The organism is Cupriavidus sp. MPR-AND1C, assembly GCF_058809705.1.
In genome coordinates this window covers 161,920-180,176 of sequence record NZ_JBXASU010000002.1, presented here as the reverse complement: position 1 = coordinate 180,176, position 18,257 = coordinate 161,920, and the positions used below count along the sequence as shown (strand labels likewise).

The 18,257-nt window shown below is 61.7% G+C and carries 14 protein-coding genes and 1 pseudogene; 6 read left to right on the top strand and 9 right to left on the bottom strand.

Going from position 1 to position 18,257, the window contains the following annotated elements; genetic code table 11:
• Position 1 precedes the first annotated feature (1 nt).
• The 4 genes from AC1RWI_RS02115 to AC1RWI_RS02100 form a co-directional block, all read right to left on the bottom strand.
• Positions 2-1,684, bottom strand: a complete 1,683-nt coding sequence (locus AC1RWI_RS02115; protein WP_492864263.1) for a GMC family oxidoreductase — start codon at positions 1,682-1,684, stop codon at positions 2-4.
• Between the two features lie 30 nt (positions 1,685-1,714).
• Positions 1,715-3,136: a coniferyl aldehyde dehydrogenase gene (locus AC1RWI_RS02110; protein WP_043353829.1), complete on the bottom strand. Its 1,422-nt coding sequence runs from the start codon at positions 3,134-3,136 to the stop codon at positions 1,715-1,717.
• Between the two features lie 108 nt (positions 3,137-3,244).
• The gene (locus tag AC1RWI_RS02105) at positions 3,245-4,201 is read right to left on the bottom strand and encodes an alpha/beta fold hydrolase (RefSeq protein WP_043353831.1); all 957 of its coding nucleotides are present in this window, start codon (positions 4,199-4,201) and stop codon (positions 3,245-3,247) included.
• Between the two features lie 2 nt (positions 4,202-4,203).
• Positions 4,204-5,730: a flavin-containing monooxygenase gene (locus AC1RWI_RS02100; RefSeq protein WP_492864261.1), complete on the bottom strand. Its 1,527-nt coding sequence runs from the start codon at positions 5,728-5,730 to the stop codon at positions 4,204-4,206.
• A 469-nt stretch (positions 5,731-6,199) separates the two neighbouring features.
• On the opposite strand from AC1RWI_RS02100, the gene AC1RWI_RS02095 reads away from it, so the two are divergent.
• The 3 genes from AC1RWI_RS02095 to AC1RWI_RS02085 all read left to right on the top strand — a co-directional run bounded on the left by AC1RWI_RS02095 (position 6,200) and on the right by AC1RWI_RS02085 (position 8,275).
• Complete coding sequence (locus tag AC1RWI_RS02095) at positions 6,200-6,541, top strand: hypothetical protein (protein WP_492864259.1); 342 nt, start codon at positions 6,200-6,202, stop codon at positions 6,539-6,541.
• A gap of 201 nt (positions 6,542-6,742) precedes the next feature.
• Complete coding sequence (locus AC1RWI_RS02090) at positions 6,743-7,369, top strand: hypothetical protein (protein WP_043353836.1); 627 nt, start codon at positions 6,743-6,745, stop codon at positions 7,367-7,369.
• A gap of 471 nt (positions 7,370-7,840) precedes the next feature.
• Positions 7,841-8,275, top strand: coding sequence for a YybH family protein (locus AC1RWI_RS02085; protein ID WP_043353838.1), 435 nt, complete (start codon positions 7,841-7,843; stop codon positions 8,273-8,275).
• 438 nt (positions 8,276-8,713) lie between these two features.
• Here the strand turns inward: AC1RWI_RS02085 and AC1RWI_RS02080 are convergent, their stop codons facing one another.
• On the bottom strand, positions 8,714-9,805 hold the full coding sequence (locus tag AC1RWI_RS02080) for a porin (protein ID WP_043357845.1): 1,092 nt from the start codon (positions 9,803-9,805) through the stop codon (positions 8,714-8,716).
• A gap of 929 nt (positions 9,806-10,734) precedes the next feature.
• The gene (locus AC1RWI_RS02075; protein ID WP_043353840.1) at positions 10,735-11,430 is read right to left on the bottom strand and encodes a DAPG hydrolase family protein; all 696 of its coding nucleotides are present in this window, start codon (positions 11,428-11,430) and stop codon (positions 10,735-10,737) included.
• 99 nt (positions 11,431-11,529) lie between these two features.
• On the opposite strand from AC1RWI_RS02075, the gene AC1RWI_RS02070 reads away from it, so the two are divergent.
• A complete protein-coding gene (locus AC1RWI_RS02070; protein ID WP_492864256.1) occupies positions 11,530-12,171 on the top strand; it encodes a TetR/AcrR family transcriptional regulator in 642 nt (213 codons plus the stop codon).
• Positions 12,172-12,422: 251 nt separating this feature from the next.
• On the opposite strand, the gene AC1RWI_RS02065 is transcribed toward AC1RWI_RS02070, so the two are convergent.
• Positions 12,423-12,764 (bottom strand): hypothetical protein, encoded by a 342-nt coding sequence (locus tag AC1RWI_RS02065; protein WP_492864254.1) that lies wholly within the window; start codon positions 12,762-12,764, stop codon positions 12,423-12,425.
• A gap of 143 nt (positions 12,765-12,907) precedes the next feature.
• Here AC1RWI_RS02065 and AC1RWI_RS02060 point away from each other — a divergent pair, with 143 nt between their 5' ends.
• Positions 12,908-16,330 (top strand): adenylate/guanylate cyclase domain-containing protein, encoded by a 3,423-nt coding sequence (locus AC1RWI_RS02060; RefSeq protein WP_492864252.1) that lies wholly within the window; start codon positions 12,908-12,910, stop codon positions 16,328-16,330.
• A gap of 172 nt (positions 16,331-16,502) precedes the next feature.
• On the top strand, positions 16,503-16,856 hold the full coding sequence (locus AC1RWI_RS02055; protein WP_492864351.1) for a GMC oxidoreductase: 354 nt from the start codon (positions 16,503-16,505) through the stop codon (positions 16,854-16,856).
• Between the two features lie 263 nt (positions 16,857-17,119).
• Here AC1RWI_RS02055 and AC1RWI_RS02050 read toward each other — a convergent pair.
• Together AC1RWI_RS02050 and AC1RWI_RS02045 are read right to left on the bottom strand one after the other, a co-directional pair.
• Positions 17,120-17,341: pseudogene (locus AC1RWI_RS02050) on the bottom strand (tyrosine-type recombinase/integrase); the annotation flags it as partial.
• A gap of 154 nt (positions 17,342-17,495) precedes the next feature.
• Positions 17,496-18,239, bottom strand: coding sequence for an aminotransferase class V-fold PLP-dependent enzyme (locus tag AC1RWI_RS02045; protein ID WP_492864250.1), 744 nt, complete (start codon positions 18,237-18,239; stop codon positions 17,496-17,498).
• Positions 18,240-18,257 lie beyond the last annotated feature (18 nt).

Here is an 18,257-nt window from a genome sequence, read left to right as displayed (position 1 = left end):
CTCAGGTGGTTACATGACTGGTTTTTTGGTGATGTGACGCGGACTGCGCGGCGGCGGCTTCCGCCTGCGCGCGCACGTCGGACGTGACACGGCTGACACCGCGGATCAGATCGACGGCCTTCTCACCGATCATGATGGTGGGTGCGTTGGTGTTGCCGCCGATCAGCGTCGGCATGATCGACGCATCGACAACACGCAGTCCGTCCAGGCCGTGCACGCGCAGCTGCGGGTCGACCACGGCCATCTCGTCCTGGCCCATGCGGCAGGTGCCGACGGGGTGATAGACGGTATCGGTGCGCTGTCGCAGGACTGCGCGGATGTCGTCGTCGGTCTTCACGTGTGAGGTGAAGAGGTCGCGCGTGGCCCACTTGGCAAGTGCGGGTGTCTGCATGAGCCTGCGCGTGATCTTGAAGCCGGCCACCATGTCTTCGACATCCAGCGGGTCATCGAAGAAGGCCGGGTCGATGAGCGGTGCAGTGAGCGGATCGTTGCTGTGCAGCGTGACCGAGCCCGTGCTGCGCGGACGCAGGAGGCAGACGTGGCACGAGAACCCATGGCCCAGGCGCATGCGGCGCGCGTGGTTGTCGACCATCGCCACCACGAAATGCAGCTGGATGTCGGGTGCCTCAAGCTCGGGGCGCGTCTTCAGGAAGCCGCCGCCTTCGGCGAAATTCGTCGTCAGCATGCCGCGCCGCTCTCGGCGGAAGCGCAGGATCTCGCTCAGCATGCGCACGCTGCCGAGTAGCGAGACGCCCATCGTGTCGAGACTGCCGGTGCGGTAGCCGAAGACGAAGTCGGGATGGTCCTGCAGATTGCGTCCCACGCCTGGCAGATGCTGCACGGTCTGGATGCCCACGCGTGCAAGCTCCTGTGCCGGCCCCACGCCGGACAGCATCAGCAACTGCGGCGTCTGGAGCGCACCTGCAGCCAGCACCACTTCGCGCCGCGCGCGCAGTGTGCGGATCACGCCGTGCTGCAGCACCTCCACGCCAACGGCGCGCTTGCCCTCGAACAGGATGCGGCGGACTTGCGCGTGGGTTTCGACTGTAAGGTTGGCGCGTCGGCCGATGTGCGGGTGCAGATACGCGCGCGCTGCGCTCCACCGTTCCCCCTGCTTCTGCGTGACCTGGTAGATGCCGATGCCTTCCTGTTGCGCGCCGTTAAAGTCGTCGGTGAGCGGCAGGCCGGCCTGGCGGGCGGCTTCCAGATAGCGTGCCTGGAAGGGGTTGTCGGTGCGCAGGTCGCTGACATTGAGCGGGCCGTTGCGGCCGTGCCAGGCGTTGTCGAAGCGCTCGTTGTGCTCGCTGAGGCGGAAGTAGGGCAGTACGTCGTCATACGACCAACCGCTGTTGCCCAGCGACGCCCAGCGATCGTAATCGCTGCGGTGGCCGCGGATGTAGACCATCGCGTTGATGGCGGAGGAACCTCCCAACATCTTGCCGCGAGGCTGGTAGCCGATGCGCCCGCCAAGCCCGGCCTGCGGCACGGTATCGAATGCCCAGTTGTTGAGGCGGGTCGGCATCATGGCGACCGCGCCCGCCGGCACCTTGACCACCATGCCGTCGCCATGGCCGCCTGCCTCGAGCACGCAGACCGAGAGGTTCGGGTCTTCGGATAGACGGCCCGCGACCACGCAGCCGCCCGAACCGCCGCCGACGATGATGTAATCAAACTGTTGATTCATGAGGTTTCTCTCGACAAGCAACGGACGGGATCAGGCAATGCGCGACAGCACGCGCAGCAGCCAGTTGAAGGTATGGCCATAGGGTGGGTGGAACAGCACGGTGCCATTCCAGCGGGTCTGATGAAAGACTGGCTTGAGTTTGCTGAAGGTATCGAAGCCCCACTTGCCGTGGTAGGCGCCCATGCCGCTGGGGCCGACGCCGCCGAACGGCTGGCTCTCTTGCACCAGATGCCACAGGCAGTCGTTGATCGTCACACCACCCGATACGGTTTCGCGCAGTGCGCGGTTGCAGTGCGATGCGTCGTCACCAAACCAGTACAGCGCGAGCGGGCGTGCGTTGCGCTGGACGTACGCCAGCGCGTCGTCGAGATTTGCATATTCGACAATGGGCAGCACGGGGCCAAAGATCTCTTCACGCATGAGCCGCGTGTTGGCGGGTGCGCCAATCACGAGCGTGGGCGGGAACTTGCGTGATGCCGCATTGAACGCTTCGCCAGCCGGGTTAACTTCAATCACGCGGGCGCCTGCTGCGCGCGCTTCGCCGACCATGTCCGCCAGGCGCGCGCGATGACGTTCGCTGATGACGGCGGTGTAGTCTGGGTTGGCAGCGAGCCTCGGATACAGCTTTGCGATGGCCTGCATCAAATGCGAGGCAATCTTTTCAGCGGTGCCCGCTGGTACGAGCAGATAATCCGGCGCGACGCAGGTTTGACCTGCGTTCAGCAGCTTTCCGAACGCGATGCGTTGCGCCGCAACTGCGACATTGCATGACACATCGAGAATAGCCGGCGATTTGCCGCCGAGTTCCAGTGTCACCGGCGTCAGGTTGGCCGCCGCCGCTTGCGCCACGTCACGCCCAACCTGGGTTGAGCCTGTGAAGAACAGGTGATCGAACGGCAGGCTGGCAAAGGCCTTGCCGAGTTCAACATCGCCGATGGCGACATCGAGCTCATCCGGGTTGAATATCTCGCGCGCCATCGAGGCGAGCAACGCAGACAACCGGGGCGTGAGCTCCGACGGCTTGATCAACACCCGGTTGCCGGCCGCAAGCGCGGCAAGCGCAGGCCCCAACGACAGCTGCAACGGATAGTTCCACGGCGCAATGATGCCCACCACGCCCAGCGGCTGTGGCATGAGCCGGTTGTAGCCGGGGCGGAAATGCAATGCGGTCGGCACGCGTTGCGTGCGCATCCACTGCTTCAGGTGGCGCCGCGCATGACGGATGCCTGCGCGCACGACAAACACCTCGGCAAGTCGGGTTTCGTGTGCCGAGCGGCCTTGAAAGTCGGCGTCGATGGCACGCACGATGTCGGGCTCGTGCGAGTCGAGCCAGGTCGCGAGCCGATCGAGACGCGACAGGCGCGTGGCCAGCGTCGGGTCGGGGTCCAGCGCGAAAGCCTGGCGCTGGCGTTCAAAGCTGGCGACAAGCTCGGTTGGGGAGCCTTGCAGCATGGTGTCTCCTATGCGCTCTCGATTGAGAGATTGCAGCAACGGCTGTTCTTGTTTTGGTTGTGCGTGGATTGCATGCCGACGAGGTGGTCATGGCACGCCGAAACGTACTCAGGCGGAATGCCTGCTGGCGTTCATCTGTTCGGCTGCGGAACCTGCCGTGTTGCGTCTTGCATGTCCGGCGATCAGGTCGACCAGCAGCGGTACGACACCTTCCGAGATGTCGTGGCCCATGCCGCGGATGGTGACCATCTCCGCATCGGGGATGGCAGCCGCAGTCGCGGTGCCGCCGCTGGTTGCCACCATCAGATCCCGATCGCCGTGTACCACCAGCGTCGGCACCCGGATACGGCAGACGTCTGCCGTCCTGTCGCCCGACTTCATGATGGCCTCGAGCTGGCGTGCCATGCCTTCGGCATCCTTCGCCTGCTCGCCGCGGTCCCACGCGTCGGCGGCGTAAGCGCGTCGCGCGTCGTCGTTCACGGGGTACGTCTGCGTGCCGATGTGGGCCATGGCCGCACTGTAACGCTGCACGGCTTCGTCGCGCGTGCGTGCGGGCGGCTTGATCAGCATCAGCATGCTGGACATGGCCAGTTGGCCGACTTTTCGCGAGCCGGTGCTGGAGAAGATCGAGGTGAGCGACAGCGTGCGCTGCGGATGGGTGCCGGCGATGATCTGCGCGATCATGCCGCCCATCGACATCCCCACGATATGGGCGCGCGCCACACGCAGATGATCGAGCAGGCCAACCGTATCGGCGGCCATGTCTTCGAGGTCATAGGCCGAAGGCTTCGGTAACCACAGGAATTGCCGCAGCAAGCCGGGAGGCTTCTGCGGGATGCGCGAGGAGCGGCCGGCGTCGCGGTTGTCGAAGACGATGACGCGAAAGCCGTGTTGTACCAGGCCGTCGATCAGGTTGGCGGGCCACGACGTCAGTTGCAGGCTCAGGCCCGCGATCAGCAGCAGGGGTTCTGCGCTCTCGAGGCCGTACGTGCGATAGCACAGGCGGACACCGGTCGGCACGTCGCAGAACAGATCGCGCGCTTCATCCATGGCGTGGATCGACATGATCAGGCTCCCACCGCTTGCCGGGCCTGCGAGCGCGCCGTGCTGCTCGCTTGGTGGGCATGCCCGAAACGCAGGAACGGGTTTTCGACCGGGCTGTTCCGCAGGTTGGCGACGTCGAGGTTGTAGTCCTCCGACATGACCCAGGGCGTTTCCAGGCCCTGGCAAGGCATGCTCTGGACGGCGCGCTTGACGTAGCCGGCGCCGAGATTGAGCAGCGGAAGCTTGGGCATGTCAGCGTCGGGAGCCTCGGGCACGCAGATCGCGGAGCCGGTGCGATCCATATGGTCGAGCATGCGGCAGAAGTGTTGCGCCAGCAGCCCCAGCTTGAGTGTCCACGACGAGTTCGTGTAGCCGATAGAGAAGACGTAGTTCGGCACGCCGCTGAGCATCATGCCCTTGAAGGTCACCGTGCTGTGCAGATCGACGGGCTCGCCGTCGACCGTCAGCTGGATGCCGCCGAATAAGCGAATGTTGAGCCCGGTGGCCGTCACAACGATATCGGCGGGCAACTCCTGCCCCGACTCCAGCAGGATGCCGGTCTCCGTGAATGTCTTGATGCGGTCCGTCACCACGGACGCCTGGCCTTGGCGGATGGCCTTGAACAGATCGCCATCGGGCACCGCGCACAAACGCTGATCCCACGGGTCGTAGGGCGGGTTGAAGTGCACGTCGATCGGATAGCCCTTGGGCAACTGGCGCTTGTTGAGGAAGCGGATGAGACGCCGCGCGAATTTTGGCCGCTTCTTGCACAGGTACCAGATGCCGCGCGAAATGGCGATGTTCTTGCGGCGCACGAGCGCGTAGGCCCACGCGTGCGGCATCACCTTGCGCAGCGTGTTGGCGATGACGTCTTCCGAGGGAAGGCTCACGACATAGGTGGGCGTGCGCTGGAGCATCGTCACATGCTTGGCCTTGTCCGCCATGGCCGGCAATAGCGTGACGGCGGTGGCGCCGCTGCCGATCACCACGACACGCTTGCCAGTGTAGTCGAGGTCTTCCGGCCAATGCTGCGGATGCACGGTGCGGCCCTGGAAGCGTTCGATACCTTCCAGCTGCGGGGTGAAGCCTTGATCGTGGTGGAAGTAGCCGGCGGCGCTGAACAGCCATTTGGCCAGGATCGTTTTGCGTTCGCCCGTATCCGTGCGCTCGACCTCGACCGTCCACAGGGCTTGAGCGCCGGACCACGATGCTTGAATCACCTTGTGGTTCAGGCGGATGTGGCGATTGATCCCGTACTCCGCGGCAGTCTCGCGCAGGTAGGACAAGATATCGGCCGCCCCGGCAATCGACTTTTTGTACGGCCATGGCTTGAACGCGTAGCCGTAGGTGTGCATGTCCGAGTCGGACCGGATGCCGGGATAGCGGAACAAGTCCCACGTGCCGCCGGTGACCGCGCGCGATTCCAGAATGACGTAGGACGTGTTCGGGCGCTCCGTTTCCAGGTAACGCGCAACACCGATGCCAGACAGGCCGGCGCCAACGATCAGGATATCCACATGCTCTGTGGGCGGAAGGTGATGTACGGTCACAGCGTGTCTCCAGATTGGATCGAGGTGCCCAGGGGGTGGGGAGTTTTGGTTGGCAGCGCTGTGGTCCGACCCCGGTTTTCGGGCTGCACTCCGGACCCCGCGTCGCTGCCATACGCCGCTCCTGCCCAAAAACGGCATCCGAAGTACGTATTCTCGGCCTACAGTTAACGTTTTGATGGCCAAATATTAGCGTTGTTGCGGCCTAAATACAAGGCGGCGCAGGGTAGGGAAAACACCCAGCCGATCGGGCGTAAACGATGTGCATGCCGTCCACTCCGTGTGCGGCAGGACACGCGCCGGTGAAAGGCGCCGCCATGCCGCAGAATCCAACCCCACCCGTAAGTCCATCCTGGTCGCTGCCTTTGCCACGTGTTCAGGAACTGATCCGCAGGGCGCCAAAATCGTGCTCACTGTGCGAGCGGCATGGCTGGAGGAGGTCGATCGGCTGAACGTGGTCACGAGCTAGGAGATGGGCCGCCCCGTGGTGGTGGCGGCGATCCGCAGACTCAACCGTATGGACGGTCAAGATCATCTGGCATTCCTAATCGCAGTCGGTGAGTCATTCTGCGACGCACTATCAGACGAACCCGGCTTTGAAGATGCATCGCCGCACGATTTTCAAGAGGTGTTGCGCGCGGCTGTCGGCGACCCGCTTACCCCCGAACTACTTAGCAGTACAACCAGTGGTGAGTACCTTGCGAAGATCGTCGCCGAGTGTGTCCGCTGCTTCGAAGTTGACTTGACCGCGACAGCGAAGGTCGAGCAAGCATTAGGTCAGTCCTTGTTTCGATGGCCAGTTGGAGACCACTGACCACGTCGGGGCCGTCTCGGTGGTTGCCATCCCTTGCCGCGTACGGCAAGTAGCAGTCAGTCGAGATAGACTCCCGGTTTTGAGTCGAACCGAAAATCTAATCAAAAAAGCCGTCATCGGCGATAAGCCTGGGGACTGCGGCGGCGCTGATGTACCTAGCGCCCGCATAATGTCGAAACACGCCCCCAAGGAGACTACAGAATGATTGTCGATGAATTGCTTGCGGAAGGCGAGCGTCTGTGCCGCCCGTGCTTCCGGCTCAACGTCGAGGGCGAAGTCGTTGGCTATTGGCAGGGCGAGCGTGCGGACCGGCCGAATGCGGTACCGCCGGAAGCAACGGAGTTGCGTTCGATCAGGCACATCATGCCAATAGACACTGGCCTGCTCGAAAGGGCGGGTCTCCGCGTACGTTCGTCCACCATCGGTTTTGCCGAAGTCGAGTCGGCACGCGGCGACACCGGCTACCGCTTCTTTGAAGCCGACGTTCCCATTTCAGACCTGCAATGCGACGGACTTCGACTTCATGCCGCCGAAGGCAAGTCTTTCCCGCCATTTGAGGCGGTCTGCCTCTATGGCGGAGAATGTGTCGCTGCTTGGCTGAAAAATCTCGGGCTGGAACGGCACGAATATGAAAAGGCTGCGTCCGAGCCGGAAGCCGTAGGTTACTTCGACGCCTACGCGGCGCGTTCCCCAATCTACCGAGGCGATGTGGATGTCGTCGTCGGCGGCTGGCATCAATGCTGGCCGGACGATGAATTCTACATGCCGCTAGAGATGCGATTGGCTGTGCTCACATTGCGTGACTCCGAGCCTTGGTACGAATTGTGACAGGCGACCAGGCGCGGCAACTGGAGCGTCAAGGCGCGGATCACCTGATCTGCGGGCCGATCTAGCCATCGCGGGAAAATAGCAATCAATGCGGACAATCGGCTCCACGCCTCCACCGATATCCACGCATCCTGCCGAGCGCAGGGCGCGGCCCGCACCGCGTGGAATTGATCGCACCACGTAATACGGGTTGCAGCCGCCATCCACCTGTCACGCGTGAACTATTTCAGCTTGTACTCTCATTACGAGACCGGTGGAACTCGGACGGGGCCGCCGTGGCCGTCCGCTAACGGGAACGGCGAAAGGCCGTTGTGGGTTGCGGCTACGGCCGACCGCCCCTCAATCGCGGCCGTCGCAAGCCGGCCATGAGCCGACATTCCATGGTAAGGCAGAATTCGCTTTGACCGCTCGACAACAACCGTTCGGTGTGGACGTCGGGCGTCGCAACGTCAACTCTCGCGAGAATCCACCATGAATCAAATGAGTCAACCCGAAGACGTGCTCCACGCGTTTCAGACCGCTTGGAACAGCCACGACATGCAGTCCCTCGGCGCATTGTTCCATGAGAATGCGACATTTGTGAACCGGTTCGGGCACTACGTGCGGGGCGTCGAGGCGATTGTCAAGCTGCATGCGCCCATCCACGCAACTATCTACGGCGATTCCACGCTGGATAACGAGCTGATTGACGTGATCCCCATCGGCAACGATGCGGCGGTCATTCACTTCTGGAGCCGCCTTACGGTCGGTGCGGCTCATCCGGCGGGCCCGCACGCTGTCGACACGCTGATCCTTGCCGTGCTGACGCGACAGGTTGACGAGTGGCGAATCAAGGCGCTCGAGAATGTCACTCTGACGAATCCTCGCACGGGAGAAGCTGTCTTGAGAGACGTCCGGAGTCCTTGATCGAGCAGCGAAGTTACTTCCACGACGCACGGGGTTGTCTGCTTGCTGGCGGATCGCGTGTCCGCCATTGGTGCGGCCGTCCACCCCGTGGTTGGACGTTGGCTTTTTCGGCCGACGCGGACATTCGGCCTGGCATCTCCCAACGACCGAGACGGTCGGCCACGGTCGTTGACATCGTCTTCAGACCGGATCAAATTTCAGATGGATGAGTCAATATCTCCGGGGGAAATTGGCATCGCTCGCGGATGTCTACCTAAAAGAAAGTACCTGGAGGCTGATATATCCCCTTTGAAGTTCGCCCTACCGTTAGGCCCTTCCATTTCCCTTGAGTCCTTTTCCCTTTTGTTCCACTTCCGGCTGCAAGGAAGTGGAACAGCCCTTTGGGTAAGGCCCTTACCGTTACGCATTTAGGATAATTTTTCATATCAAACATTTACGTTAGAAGATATGTTTGATTCCGACCATGCTGCCAAACTGGGACCCACCCGGCTTAGGGCTGGAGTTTGGTGCACCGGTGCTGACAGACGTGGCAAGCTGCCCTTCATTTTTAATATGGCCTACTGTGACATAAACAGAAGAGCGCTTGGAAAGCGCGTAGGACCCACGCAACGCGTACAGGATTGCCTTGTCACCACTGTTGTGGAACTTGAGATAGTAGACCTGCCCCGCCAGCGTGAGTGCCGGTGTGACATCGTAGGCGGCGCCGGCATACCATAGTTCACTGCGTGGCGTAGTGCTGCCGTCATTGTCGCGGCGAATCACCCCCACCCCGAGCTTGGCTTGCGATAGAAGGACATATCCGCTGACCAGGAGGCGGTCGTCAGTCAAATTCTTGCTAGTAAGGCCGGCAAATGCCCCGGGACCACCGCGCAGAGAATCATAGCTGGCAGCGACGCCCCACCAACTGGACTCGTACTGAATCAGAGTCGACCACTCGCGGCAAGCCGACTTGCTGGCAGCAGCCTCACCCGCGCAGTTCGTGCCGGCCGGGCTTGGACCAGCATTGACTGTGTCACGGCCGAAGCTGTAGGTTGCACCGACGGTCAGTCCCCCAAATTTTCCCTTGTATGCCAATGCGTTGTCCGCACGAGTATTGGGAATGTAGCTGTCCAGCGCGCCGGTGCCATAGATATTGGGGCCAAGAATGTCAGAATCCAGGTTCGCCCAGAACATCATCGTGTATTGTCTTCCGAGCGATAGTTGTCCCCACTGCCCGGATAATCCCACCAGCGCCTGCCTGCCGAAGAGTCGCCCACCTTGATTAGCGGTACCAGAATCCGGAGCAAAACCCGACTCGAGGACAAAGATGCTCTTCAGACCGCCACCCAAATCCTCGGAACCTCGTAGACCCCACCGCGAAGGCACCATTGCAGTGAGTGCAGGCATGCGCACCAGACTATCACCGGCTGGACCGACGTTATTCACATATTCGACACCAGTGTCGATCACGCCATATATTGTGACGGACTGGGACCAGGCAAGCATGGGGGCTGTGGCAAACAATGCTGCAGCCAGTCTTCGATAACTCATCGTCTTCTCCTCCTTGTTGATATTTATATTTCGCTGACGATCTACGTCGTCGTTGAGGCTTAAAGAAGCCATAGTCATAGTATTGATATGACCTGCTCCACAGGTTGACGCAGATTGGCTGGAAGCCACGTCATCCCGCTTGTTGCTTAACGATTAACCCGCTTTGCGGACAAGGTGAACGCGAGGGCGGGCTCCAATGAGGAGAATTGCTCAGAACGCCCTCATTGCCACTGCCGCACGACCAGTAAGGTGCATCACAACGCCGATGATTCCGTTATTGAAAAGGATAGGTATCCTGTAAGCCGGAATTTCGAATGAGCGTCGCTATCCAGAAACTGATTGCATAGATGCAGAGGAGAATGACGAAATCGAAAAAAAATTGCCAGCAACAACACCCTCACATCCTTTAGTCAATCCACAAGGCGGAAGGTGCTATGTCCGCTTTCGGCGGCGTCGGTGGCTAATATGCCTGCCACGATCTCCATCTCCCTCTGCGAAAGCAATTTCGCCTCGTTGGGCGAGTTCGCGAGTACAAGAAAGTCATGAATCCGAGTACGACGTGGGGACCGCTTCGAGCAGAAATAGCCACTGCCACCCATAGAGACCGCTGATCTTATGGAAGTGAATCAAGATCCAGCCAGAAAGGGGCCACCTATCACGCCAAAGAGAGCTGCCCCGAGAAAGAACAGACTCATGACACGAGCACGGCGATACGATGGGAACCAACTAGCGAGGAAAAACGCGACACCTGGATGAAGATATCCATACGACGCATCGCACCCGAGGCTTGTCTCGGAGATTATCGTGATAGCTATGCTGATGATCCCGGCGCCAACCCGCAGCTCTCGATCGGACGAGTGCTGTGCGTCGGGCAGGACATGCGTGCCGCGATGGACAGGGAGATCGACAATCTCGCGTACCTTTTCAGGCTACCACGGCAAAGGCACCACTTCTCCGTTGGCACGCTCCCCAAAATAGAGCGATGGCAGAAAGCGCGAAAGAAAGGTGAACTCCGTATAGCAATGACGCATTAGCGCAAGGCCCATGGCGTCCGTCGGGCCACTGCCCGTGGATTGGTCGTCAAGGCCCAACACGAAACGACTGCGCAATACGCATCCCCAATCGGTGTCGCGAGCAACATGAAGCATTTGACCATTGAGAGGGTCACCCGAATCATCAAGCTGCACGTGCTCGCCAAAGCCAATTCTGGCCGCAACCACCGCCGATACGTGCGCGTCGCTCAGTGCTTGCTTCAATGTTATTTGGTTAAAGATGGTTGCGGGATCATGGAACTTCAGCTTCGCGGACACCGGAGGAATCTCTGCGAGCGATTCAACCGCGTGAATGCTCGCGCCGTAATAGTTTTCGCCCTTGCGCCACTTGTCGTCCCACCCACGGTGTTCGACGTGGTCAACCGGATGCCACCATTTAATGTGTTGGGTCGTCTCGAAGAACTTGAACCACCAGTCGAACATACGCCCTTTGCAGCCGTGTAAATCTGTTCGCACGGCAACCATTAGTGCACCGCTCTCTAAACGTTGAACACCTGTTTCAATCATCATCGGCGACGGGTCAAGAAGTGCAGAATGATCGAGCCAAGGGGTAGCGCTTCGTTTCGAATCCATGTGTGTACTCCATAGACAGGGTAGGGTGAGTATATAAGAAACGTTCACCGTTTCCAACTGTGATGCATACTCTCGGCTATCGTTTTTTGAGGGGTAAAGATGACCGTCGAAGCGCGACGCGGGCGAGGTCGGCCTGCGCAACGAGACGAGGAAATTCGGCAGCTTGTGGTTCGAAGCGCGATGCAGCTATTGTTGGACGTCGGGTACGAATCGACGACGATGGAAGCGATAGCTGCGCATGCAGGCGTGGCGAAGAAGACCGCCTACCGATTCGGCGCAAATCGCGATGAGTTGATTGGACTGGCTGTGCGCGAGTGGACAGACTTGTACGCGCCAGCACTATTCATCCGACCGGACTCGGTGCAGGACGTACCTCGAGTGCTGCGAGACATCCTGGAGAGCATTTGTGCGCACGTGTTGTCGGACTCTGCGGTGAGGATGTTCCGCTTGCTGACTACTGAGTTTCCTGGAAAGGACTCGCTACTCATCCAATATCAACGCAATGGTGTCGAGCGCGGTCGGAGGATGCTCGCGGACTGGCTTGCGGTGCAACACGACAGGCGGCTAGTACATGTGCCCGACGCAGTCATGCTGGCAGAGCTACTACTTTCGATGGCAGTTGCGGAGCCGTTGCGTCAGATCGCGCTCGGCGTTCAACCGCCGCTGCCGGTTGGCAGCGTTAAGGCCCATCTCGACGGTTGCCTTTCCTTGATATTGCCGCTAATCCAACGGAAAAGGTGATGGGGGCTTGGGGTCGGAAATTGTCCGCTGCCGGGGGGAAGCTCCGACCCCAAGGATATTCAGGTAGTCCCAAAAACGGCGAGTCCGGATCTTCCGCCCTCCCAAGCTGAAAGGCGGTTCATCGGCTTTTCCGGAGATACAGACGGCCGCTATCTCGTCGCTACTGCTACTTGCGCGTCACAAAGCAATGAGCAGAACGGTGGTTTAAACTGTAGAGGCGCCTGCGGTGTCCGGGTTATCCTGAAGCCTGCTCACGCGGGCGCTACGTCGTATCGGCAGGCAATGCGCAGGAGCAGCGCGTCCATCTCTTGCAGGATCGGCCGGTGGTCGTCCACACGCCGTACCAAGGCCGAGGGCATGGCTGGAAGGTCGATCTCGACAAAGGCCATCTGAGGGGTCGCGTAGTAGCTGGCGGCCCGTTTGGTCAGCATGAGCAGGCCCTGCTTTGTGCAAACCACGGAGATGGCTTCGCGGATCGTGCGTATCACGGGACCACCACCGATCTGCTTGCCTTGCGGGGTGTGGCGCGGGAAATGATAGTCCTGCCATTCATGGTTGACCGATCCCGGCACCATGCGCACGAGCCGCTCCATCGCGCCGGCATTCTCCCATGCGAACTGGTTTGACTAGGCATTGGCGGAGGGCAGTGCCAAATGCTGCACTGCGGCAGTCTTGCCAAGCGCAGGGATTGCGCCTCTAATGAGTTCGTGGCGGCCAAAGGCAGTCAGGTGACGAGATGCGCTGCACTAATTGCCAGTTCGAGAACCCCGCAGGCACCAGGTTCTGTGAGGAGTGTGGGCAAAGGCTTGCACTGATCTGCGCGCAATGCGGCCACGCGTCCAGCCCCGCCGCGAAATTCTGCGGGGCGTGCGGCGTGCTGCTGGCGAACCCGGCTTCCGCCTCGCCGCCGCGTCCGCTACCTGCGCCAATCCTCTACACGCCACCGCACCTGGCCGACCGGATCCGTGCCGAGCGGGCCGCCATGGAGGTAAAGGGCGCGGACGCCGCCGGCGAGCGCAAGACCATCACGGCGCTATTTGCGGACATGGCCGGCTCGACGGCGTTGATCCAGGACCTGGATCCCGAGGAAGCCCGCAACCTGATCGACCCGGTGGTCGCGCTGATGATGGAAGCCGTGCATCACTACGAGGGCTACGTGGCCAAGTCGCTCGGCGACGGCATCCTGGCGCTGTTCGGCGCACCGATCGCCCACGAGGACCATGCGCTGCGCGCCCTCTTTGCGGCCCTGCGGATGCAACAAGCCATGCGTGCGCACAGTGACAAGGTGCGCCTGGAGCAGGGCATCCCGCTGCAGATCCGGGTCGGCGTGCATACCGGGGAAGTGGTGGTCCGTTCGATCCGCAAGGACGACTTGCGCACCGACTATGATCCGGTCGGCCACACGATCCACATCGCCGCCCGCATGGAGGGCGTCGCGACGCCGTCCTCTATCCTGGTCAGCGAATCGACCCATCGGCTGGCCGAGGGGTACTTCGAATTCAAGCCCTTGGGAAGAACGCAGATCAAGGGGCTGCGCGAACCGCTCGCAGTGTATGAGGTGCTCGGCCTGGGGGCACTCCGCACGCGCTTGCAGGTGGGCGCGCACCGGGGCCTGGCCCGATTTGTCGGCCGCGAGGCCGAACTCGAGCGCCTCGGGGAGGCGCTGACCCTGGCTAGGGGCGGGCATGGGCAGATCGTCGGCGTGGTGGGCGAGGCGGGCGTTGGCAAATCGCGCCTGTTCCACGAGTTCAAGGCTCGCGCGCAGCAAGGCTGCATGGTGCTTGAAACCTTCTCGGTGTCGCATGGCACGGCATTCCCCTACTTGCCGCTGATCGACCTGCTGCGGAACTATTTCCAGATCACGGCGCAGGATGACGAACGCCGCTATCGCGAGAAGGCGACCGGTCGGCTGCTGATCCTGGATCGCACCCTCGAGGTGCATTTGCCTTACCTGCTGTACCTGCTCGGCTTTATCGAACCCGGTTCGGCGCTGCCCACGATGGACCCGGCCATCCGGCGCCAGCGCACGTTTGAGGCGATGGTCCGGCTGCTGGTGCGCGAGAGCCAGAATCAGACGCTGATGGTGCTGTTCGAAGACCTGCAATGGCTCGACAGTGAAACGGAAGCGTTCCTCAATGTTCTCATCGACGCTGTGCCGGGCGCCCGGATCCTTCTGCTCGTCAACTATCGTCCCGAGTATCGGCATGACTGGGACCGCTTCTCCTGCTATACCCAGTTGCAGCTGGAACCGCTCGGCCAGGCCGAAGCCGAAGGTCTGCTGTCGGCCCTGCTGGGCGACGATGCCTCCCTGGTGCCGCTAAAGCAGCTGATCATGTCCAAGACCGAGGGGAACCCGTTCTTCATGGAGGAAGTGGTCCAGACCCTGGCCGAGGAGAACGCATTGCTTGGCCAGCCTGGCGGCTACCGGATCGAGAAGCCGCCGCTCGCCCTGCATATTCCCACGACCGTACAGGGCGTGCTCGCGGCCCGTATCGACCGCTTGCCGGTGCCGCAGAAGGAACTGCTGCAGACGCTGGCGGTGATCGGCACAGACTTCCCGGCGAGCCTGGTCCGTCATGTCACGGGACAGCCCGACGATACGCTGCACCCACTGTTGGCAGACCTCCAGGCAGGGGATTTCATCTATGAGCGTCCCGCCTTTCCCGAGGTGGAGTACGCGTTCAAGCACGCGCTCACGCAGGAGGTGGCGGGCAATTCCCTGCTGTCGGGGCAGCGTAGCATCCTGCACGAGCGCACGGCCCAGGCCATCGAGGCATTGTTTCCGGAGAGGCTGAAGGAGTATTGCAGCGAGCTCGCGCACCACTACAGCCAGAGCGGCAATGTTCCGAAGGCGGTCGAATACCTGCAGCTGGCTGGAAAGCAAGCCTTGCAGCGTTCCGCTCAGCTCGAGGCGATCGGGCATCTCAGTGCGGCCCTTGAATTGCTCAAGACGCTGCCCGAGACCCCGGAACGCCTGCGCGAGGAACTCTCGCTGCTGCTGGTCCTCGGTCCGGCATGGATGGCCGCGCGAGGCTATGGGGCGCCGGAGGTGGAGGCGACCTACACACGGGCGTCGGCGTTGAGCGAACAGGGCGGCGACACCCCGCAATGCTTCTCCGCACAACTTGGCCTATGGTCATTTTATTTGTTGCGCTCCCAACTCAGAACGGCGCAAGCCGTGGCGGAACGGCTGCTCTGCCTCGCGCAGGACGCGCAAGACCCGGAACAGCTCGCCGAGGCGCATCGTGTGCTCGGCGCGACCGTGTTCCGGCTGGGCCAGATCAGCCAGGCCCGTTCTCATATGGAGCAGGCACTGGCATTGCACCGCCCCGACCGCCAGTCATACGGTCATTTTCTACGCTATGCGCGAAATCCAGCTGTCCACATGCGGAGCACCCTGAGTTGGATCCTCTGGTACCTGGGCTTGCCGGATCAGTCCCTAAACCGCTGCGAAGAGGCACTGGCGCTGGCCAGGAAGGCTTCCGATCCGTTCGCCCTTGCCCTGAGCCTGATCTTCGCGGCCGAACTGCATCAGCGCCGGTGCGAGCTGGAGCCGGCGCTGGAGTACGCAAATGCCGCGCTCGCACTTTCGAGCGAACAGGGGTTCCCGCATTACCTTGCGTGGGCAACGATCCTGCGCGGCTGGGCGCTCGCCAGGCAAGGTAACAGCGAGGAGGGAATCGCACTGATACACCAGGGACTTCGCGCCCACGAAGCGACCGGGGCCGCACTGGGACGACCATCCCTCTTGGGACTGCTCGCCGATGCCTATGGACGGGCCGGGCAGCTTGAAGCCGGGCTGCGCGTGCTGGGTGACACGCTGGTGCTGGTGAGCAACACGGGCGAGTGCTTCGATGAAGCGACGCTGAATCGCCTCCAGGGAGAGTTGACGCTGCAGTTGCCAAGTGAGAATCGCAATGCGTCCGTCAAGGCCGACGACGCGCAGGTATGTTTCCAGACTGCGATCACGCTCGCCCGTCACCAAGGGGCCAAGTCCATCGAGTTGCAAGGGGTACTGAGTCTTGCGCGGCTTTGGCACCGCCAAGGCAAAAACGAGGCAGCACGGAAAATTCTGACCGAGACTTACAATTCCTTCACGGAAGGATTTGATACCGTGGATGCGCGTCAGGCAAAAACACTGCTCGAGGATCTTTCGTAAGAGCGGGGCGAGCCGGAAGGATCGGATTTCACAATGCCGCAGCATTCTTTCCAAGTCGATACCAGACCCCGGTGAGTGGCAGGGCAAGTCACTGACTCGATAGCGTGGATGTTCGCGCCATGGCGGGCGGTGATGCGAGTGAATTTCTTCGTGATAGTGAGCGCCTAGCAATCTGGCTACCGAATCGGATCAGCGAGCGATCGTAGCCGTCGTCAAGATGGCACGCGCGGTGCTTCAGGCGCGCCCGTTCGCCGCGCACAACGTCGACGAGGTGTTCCCCGGGAACGATATCCGCACCGACGACGAGATCCTTGACGTTGCGCAGCAGCGCGGGGGCACCGTGAATCATCGCAATGGCACCGCGCGGATGGGTCCGGACAGCGATTCGCAAGCGGTCGTCGACGCGTCGATCGTGCCGGCACCGATTTCGGGTCCCACCAATGCATCAACGATCAGGATCGGCGAGAAGGCGGCGGACATGATCCTGCAGGACGCCGCTCGGCCACGCGTTCAGGTAGTGGGGTAGTGGAATATCCGTCGAATCATCGTGGCGCAACCGACACGTTGGATTGGGCTTCGCCTGCGGGGCGCCGCGGAAGTATTAATCGCCAAGAGAAAAAGCCAGCCGACCACGAAGCTCGCAGGCGAGGGCGCCGTCCGCGATGTCCCGTCGCGTTGATGTGATCGCAGACTCGGATGAAAATTTCACCATCGTGAAATTAAAAATGCGGGCTTCCGGCTGGCTTGCCGTCGTCGAGACAAAGCTGGCGGGCCCTACGCCTTGTGCGTTCAGCCAATCCGATGCCGCTCCTGGGTTGCCTCATGTTTCACATCGACTTCGGTGTGCAGGCAGATGCTGGTCGTGGCGATGGAGGCGTGACCGAAGTTGTCGCGCACATGGCGCAAGTCCACCGGGCGGTCGCCGATGTGCGAGCCGGCTGTATGCCGCAGCCAGTGCGCCGACTCGCTGGCGAGTACCTCGGCCTGCGCCTGCCACTCGGGCCCGCGCGCCGTTGGTGGTCCGTTACCAGCGAGACACGGTCTTGCGCCGAATGGCGCCCGCCAGCTGCAAATGCTTCATGCTGCGTCCGGCACCGCCACCAGCGCCATCAGCGGCGCCATGCATGGGCTGGCCGCCGCCAGCGCGCGCTGTTCGTCGAGGATGTTAGCGGGCGTTATCGATGCTGCGATCGATCAACTGCGCCAACCCCTTGCGACCGAGCAGGTGCAGGTTTGCGTAGAGCATGACTGCCGCAGCGCCCCGCGATCCCTCGAGCGTATGGCGCCCCAGGTCCACCGAGCCCTTGCGCACAATATAGTTTGCATGCTGGATGATTTCCTGCGTCCACGCCGGGCTCCGGAACAGCACCATGCCGGCGCCCATCGGCACGTAGAACTGCTTGTGCGCATCGATGACGACGGAATCGGCACGCTCGATGCCCGCGAAGCGCCAGCGTTCGCGCTCCGACAGGAGCGTTGCGCCGCCCCAAGCGGCATCCACGTGGAAATGGCAGCCGGCCTCCTGGGCCACATCCGCGATCGCGTCGAGCGGATCGACCGCGCCCGTCTCCGTCGTCCCCGCTATGCCGACGATTGCCATCGGCCGGATGTTGCGCCGCTGCAGGTCACGCAGGGTGTCGCGCAGCAGGTCGATGCGCATGCGCCCGTCCGCATCGACCGCGACCGGTACAAGATTGTCGCGCCCGATGCCAAGGACATCGGCCGCTTTTCGCAACGAGTAGTGGCCGCGCTCCGAGACGACGATCGCGAGCCCGTCATGGCCGTAGTGCCGCAGCGCGGCTACCATTCCGGCACGATGGATGCCGGCGAAGCCACCACGCGCGCCCAGTAGGTTGTTGCGGCTCGCCCATAGCGCGGTGAGATCGGCTTCACGGCCTGATGTGCGCATGTAGGCCACCTATCCCCG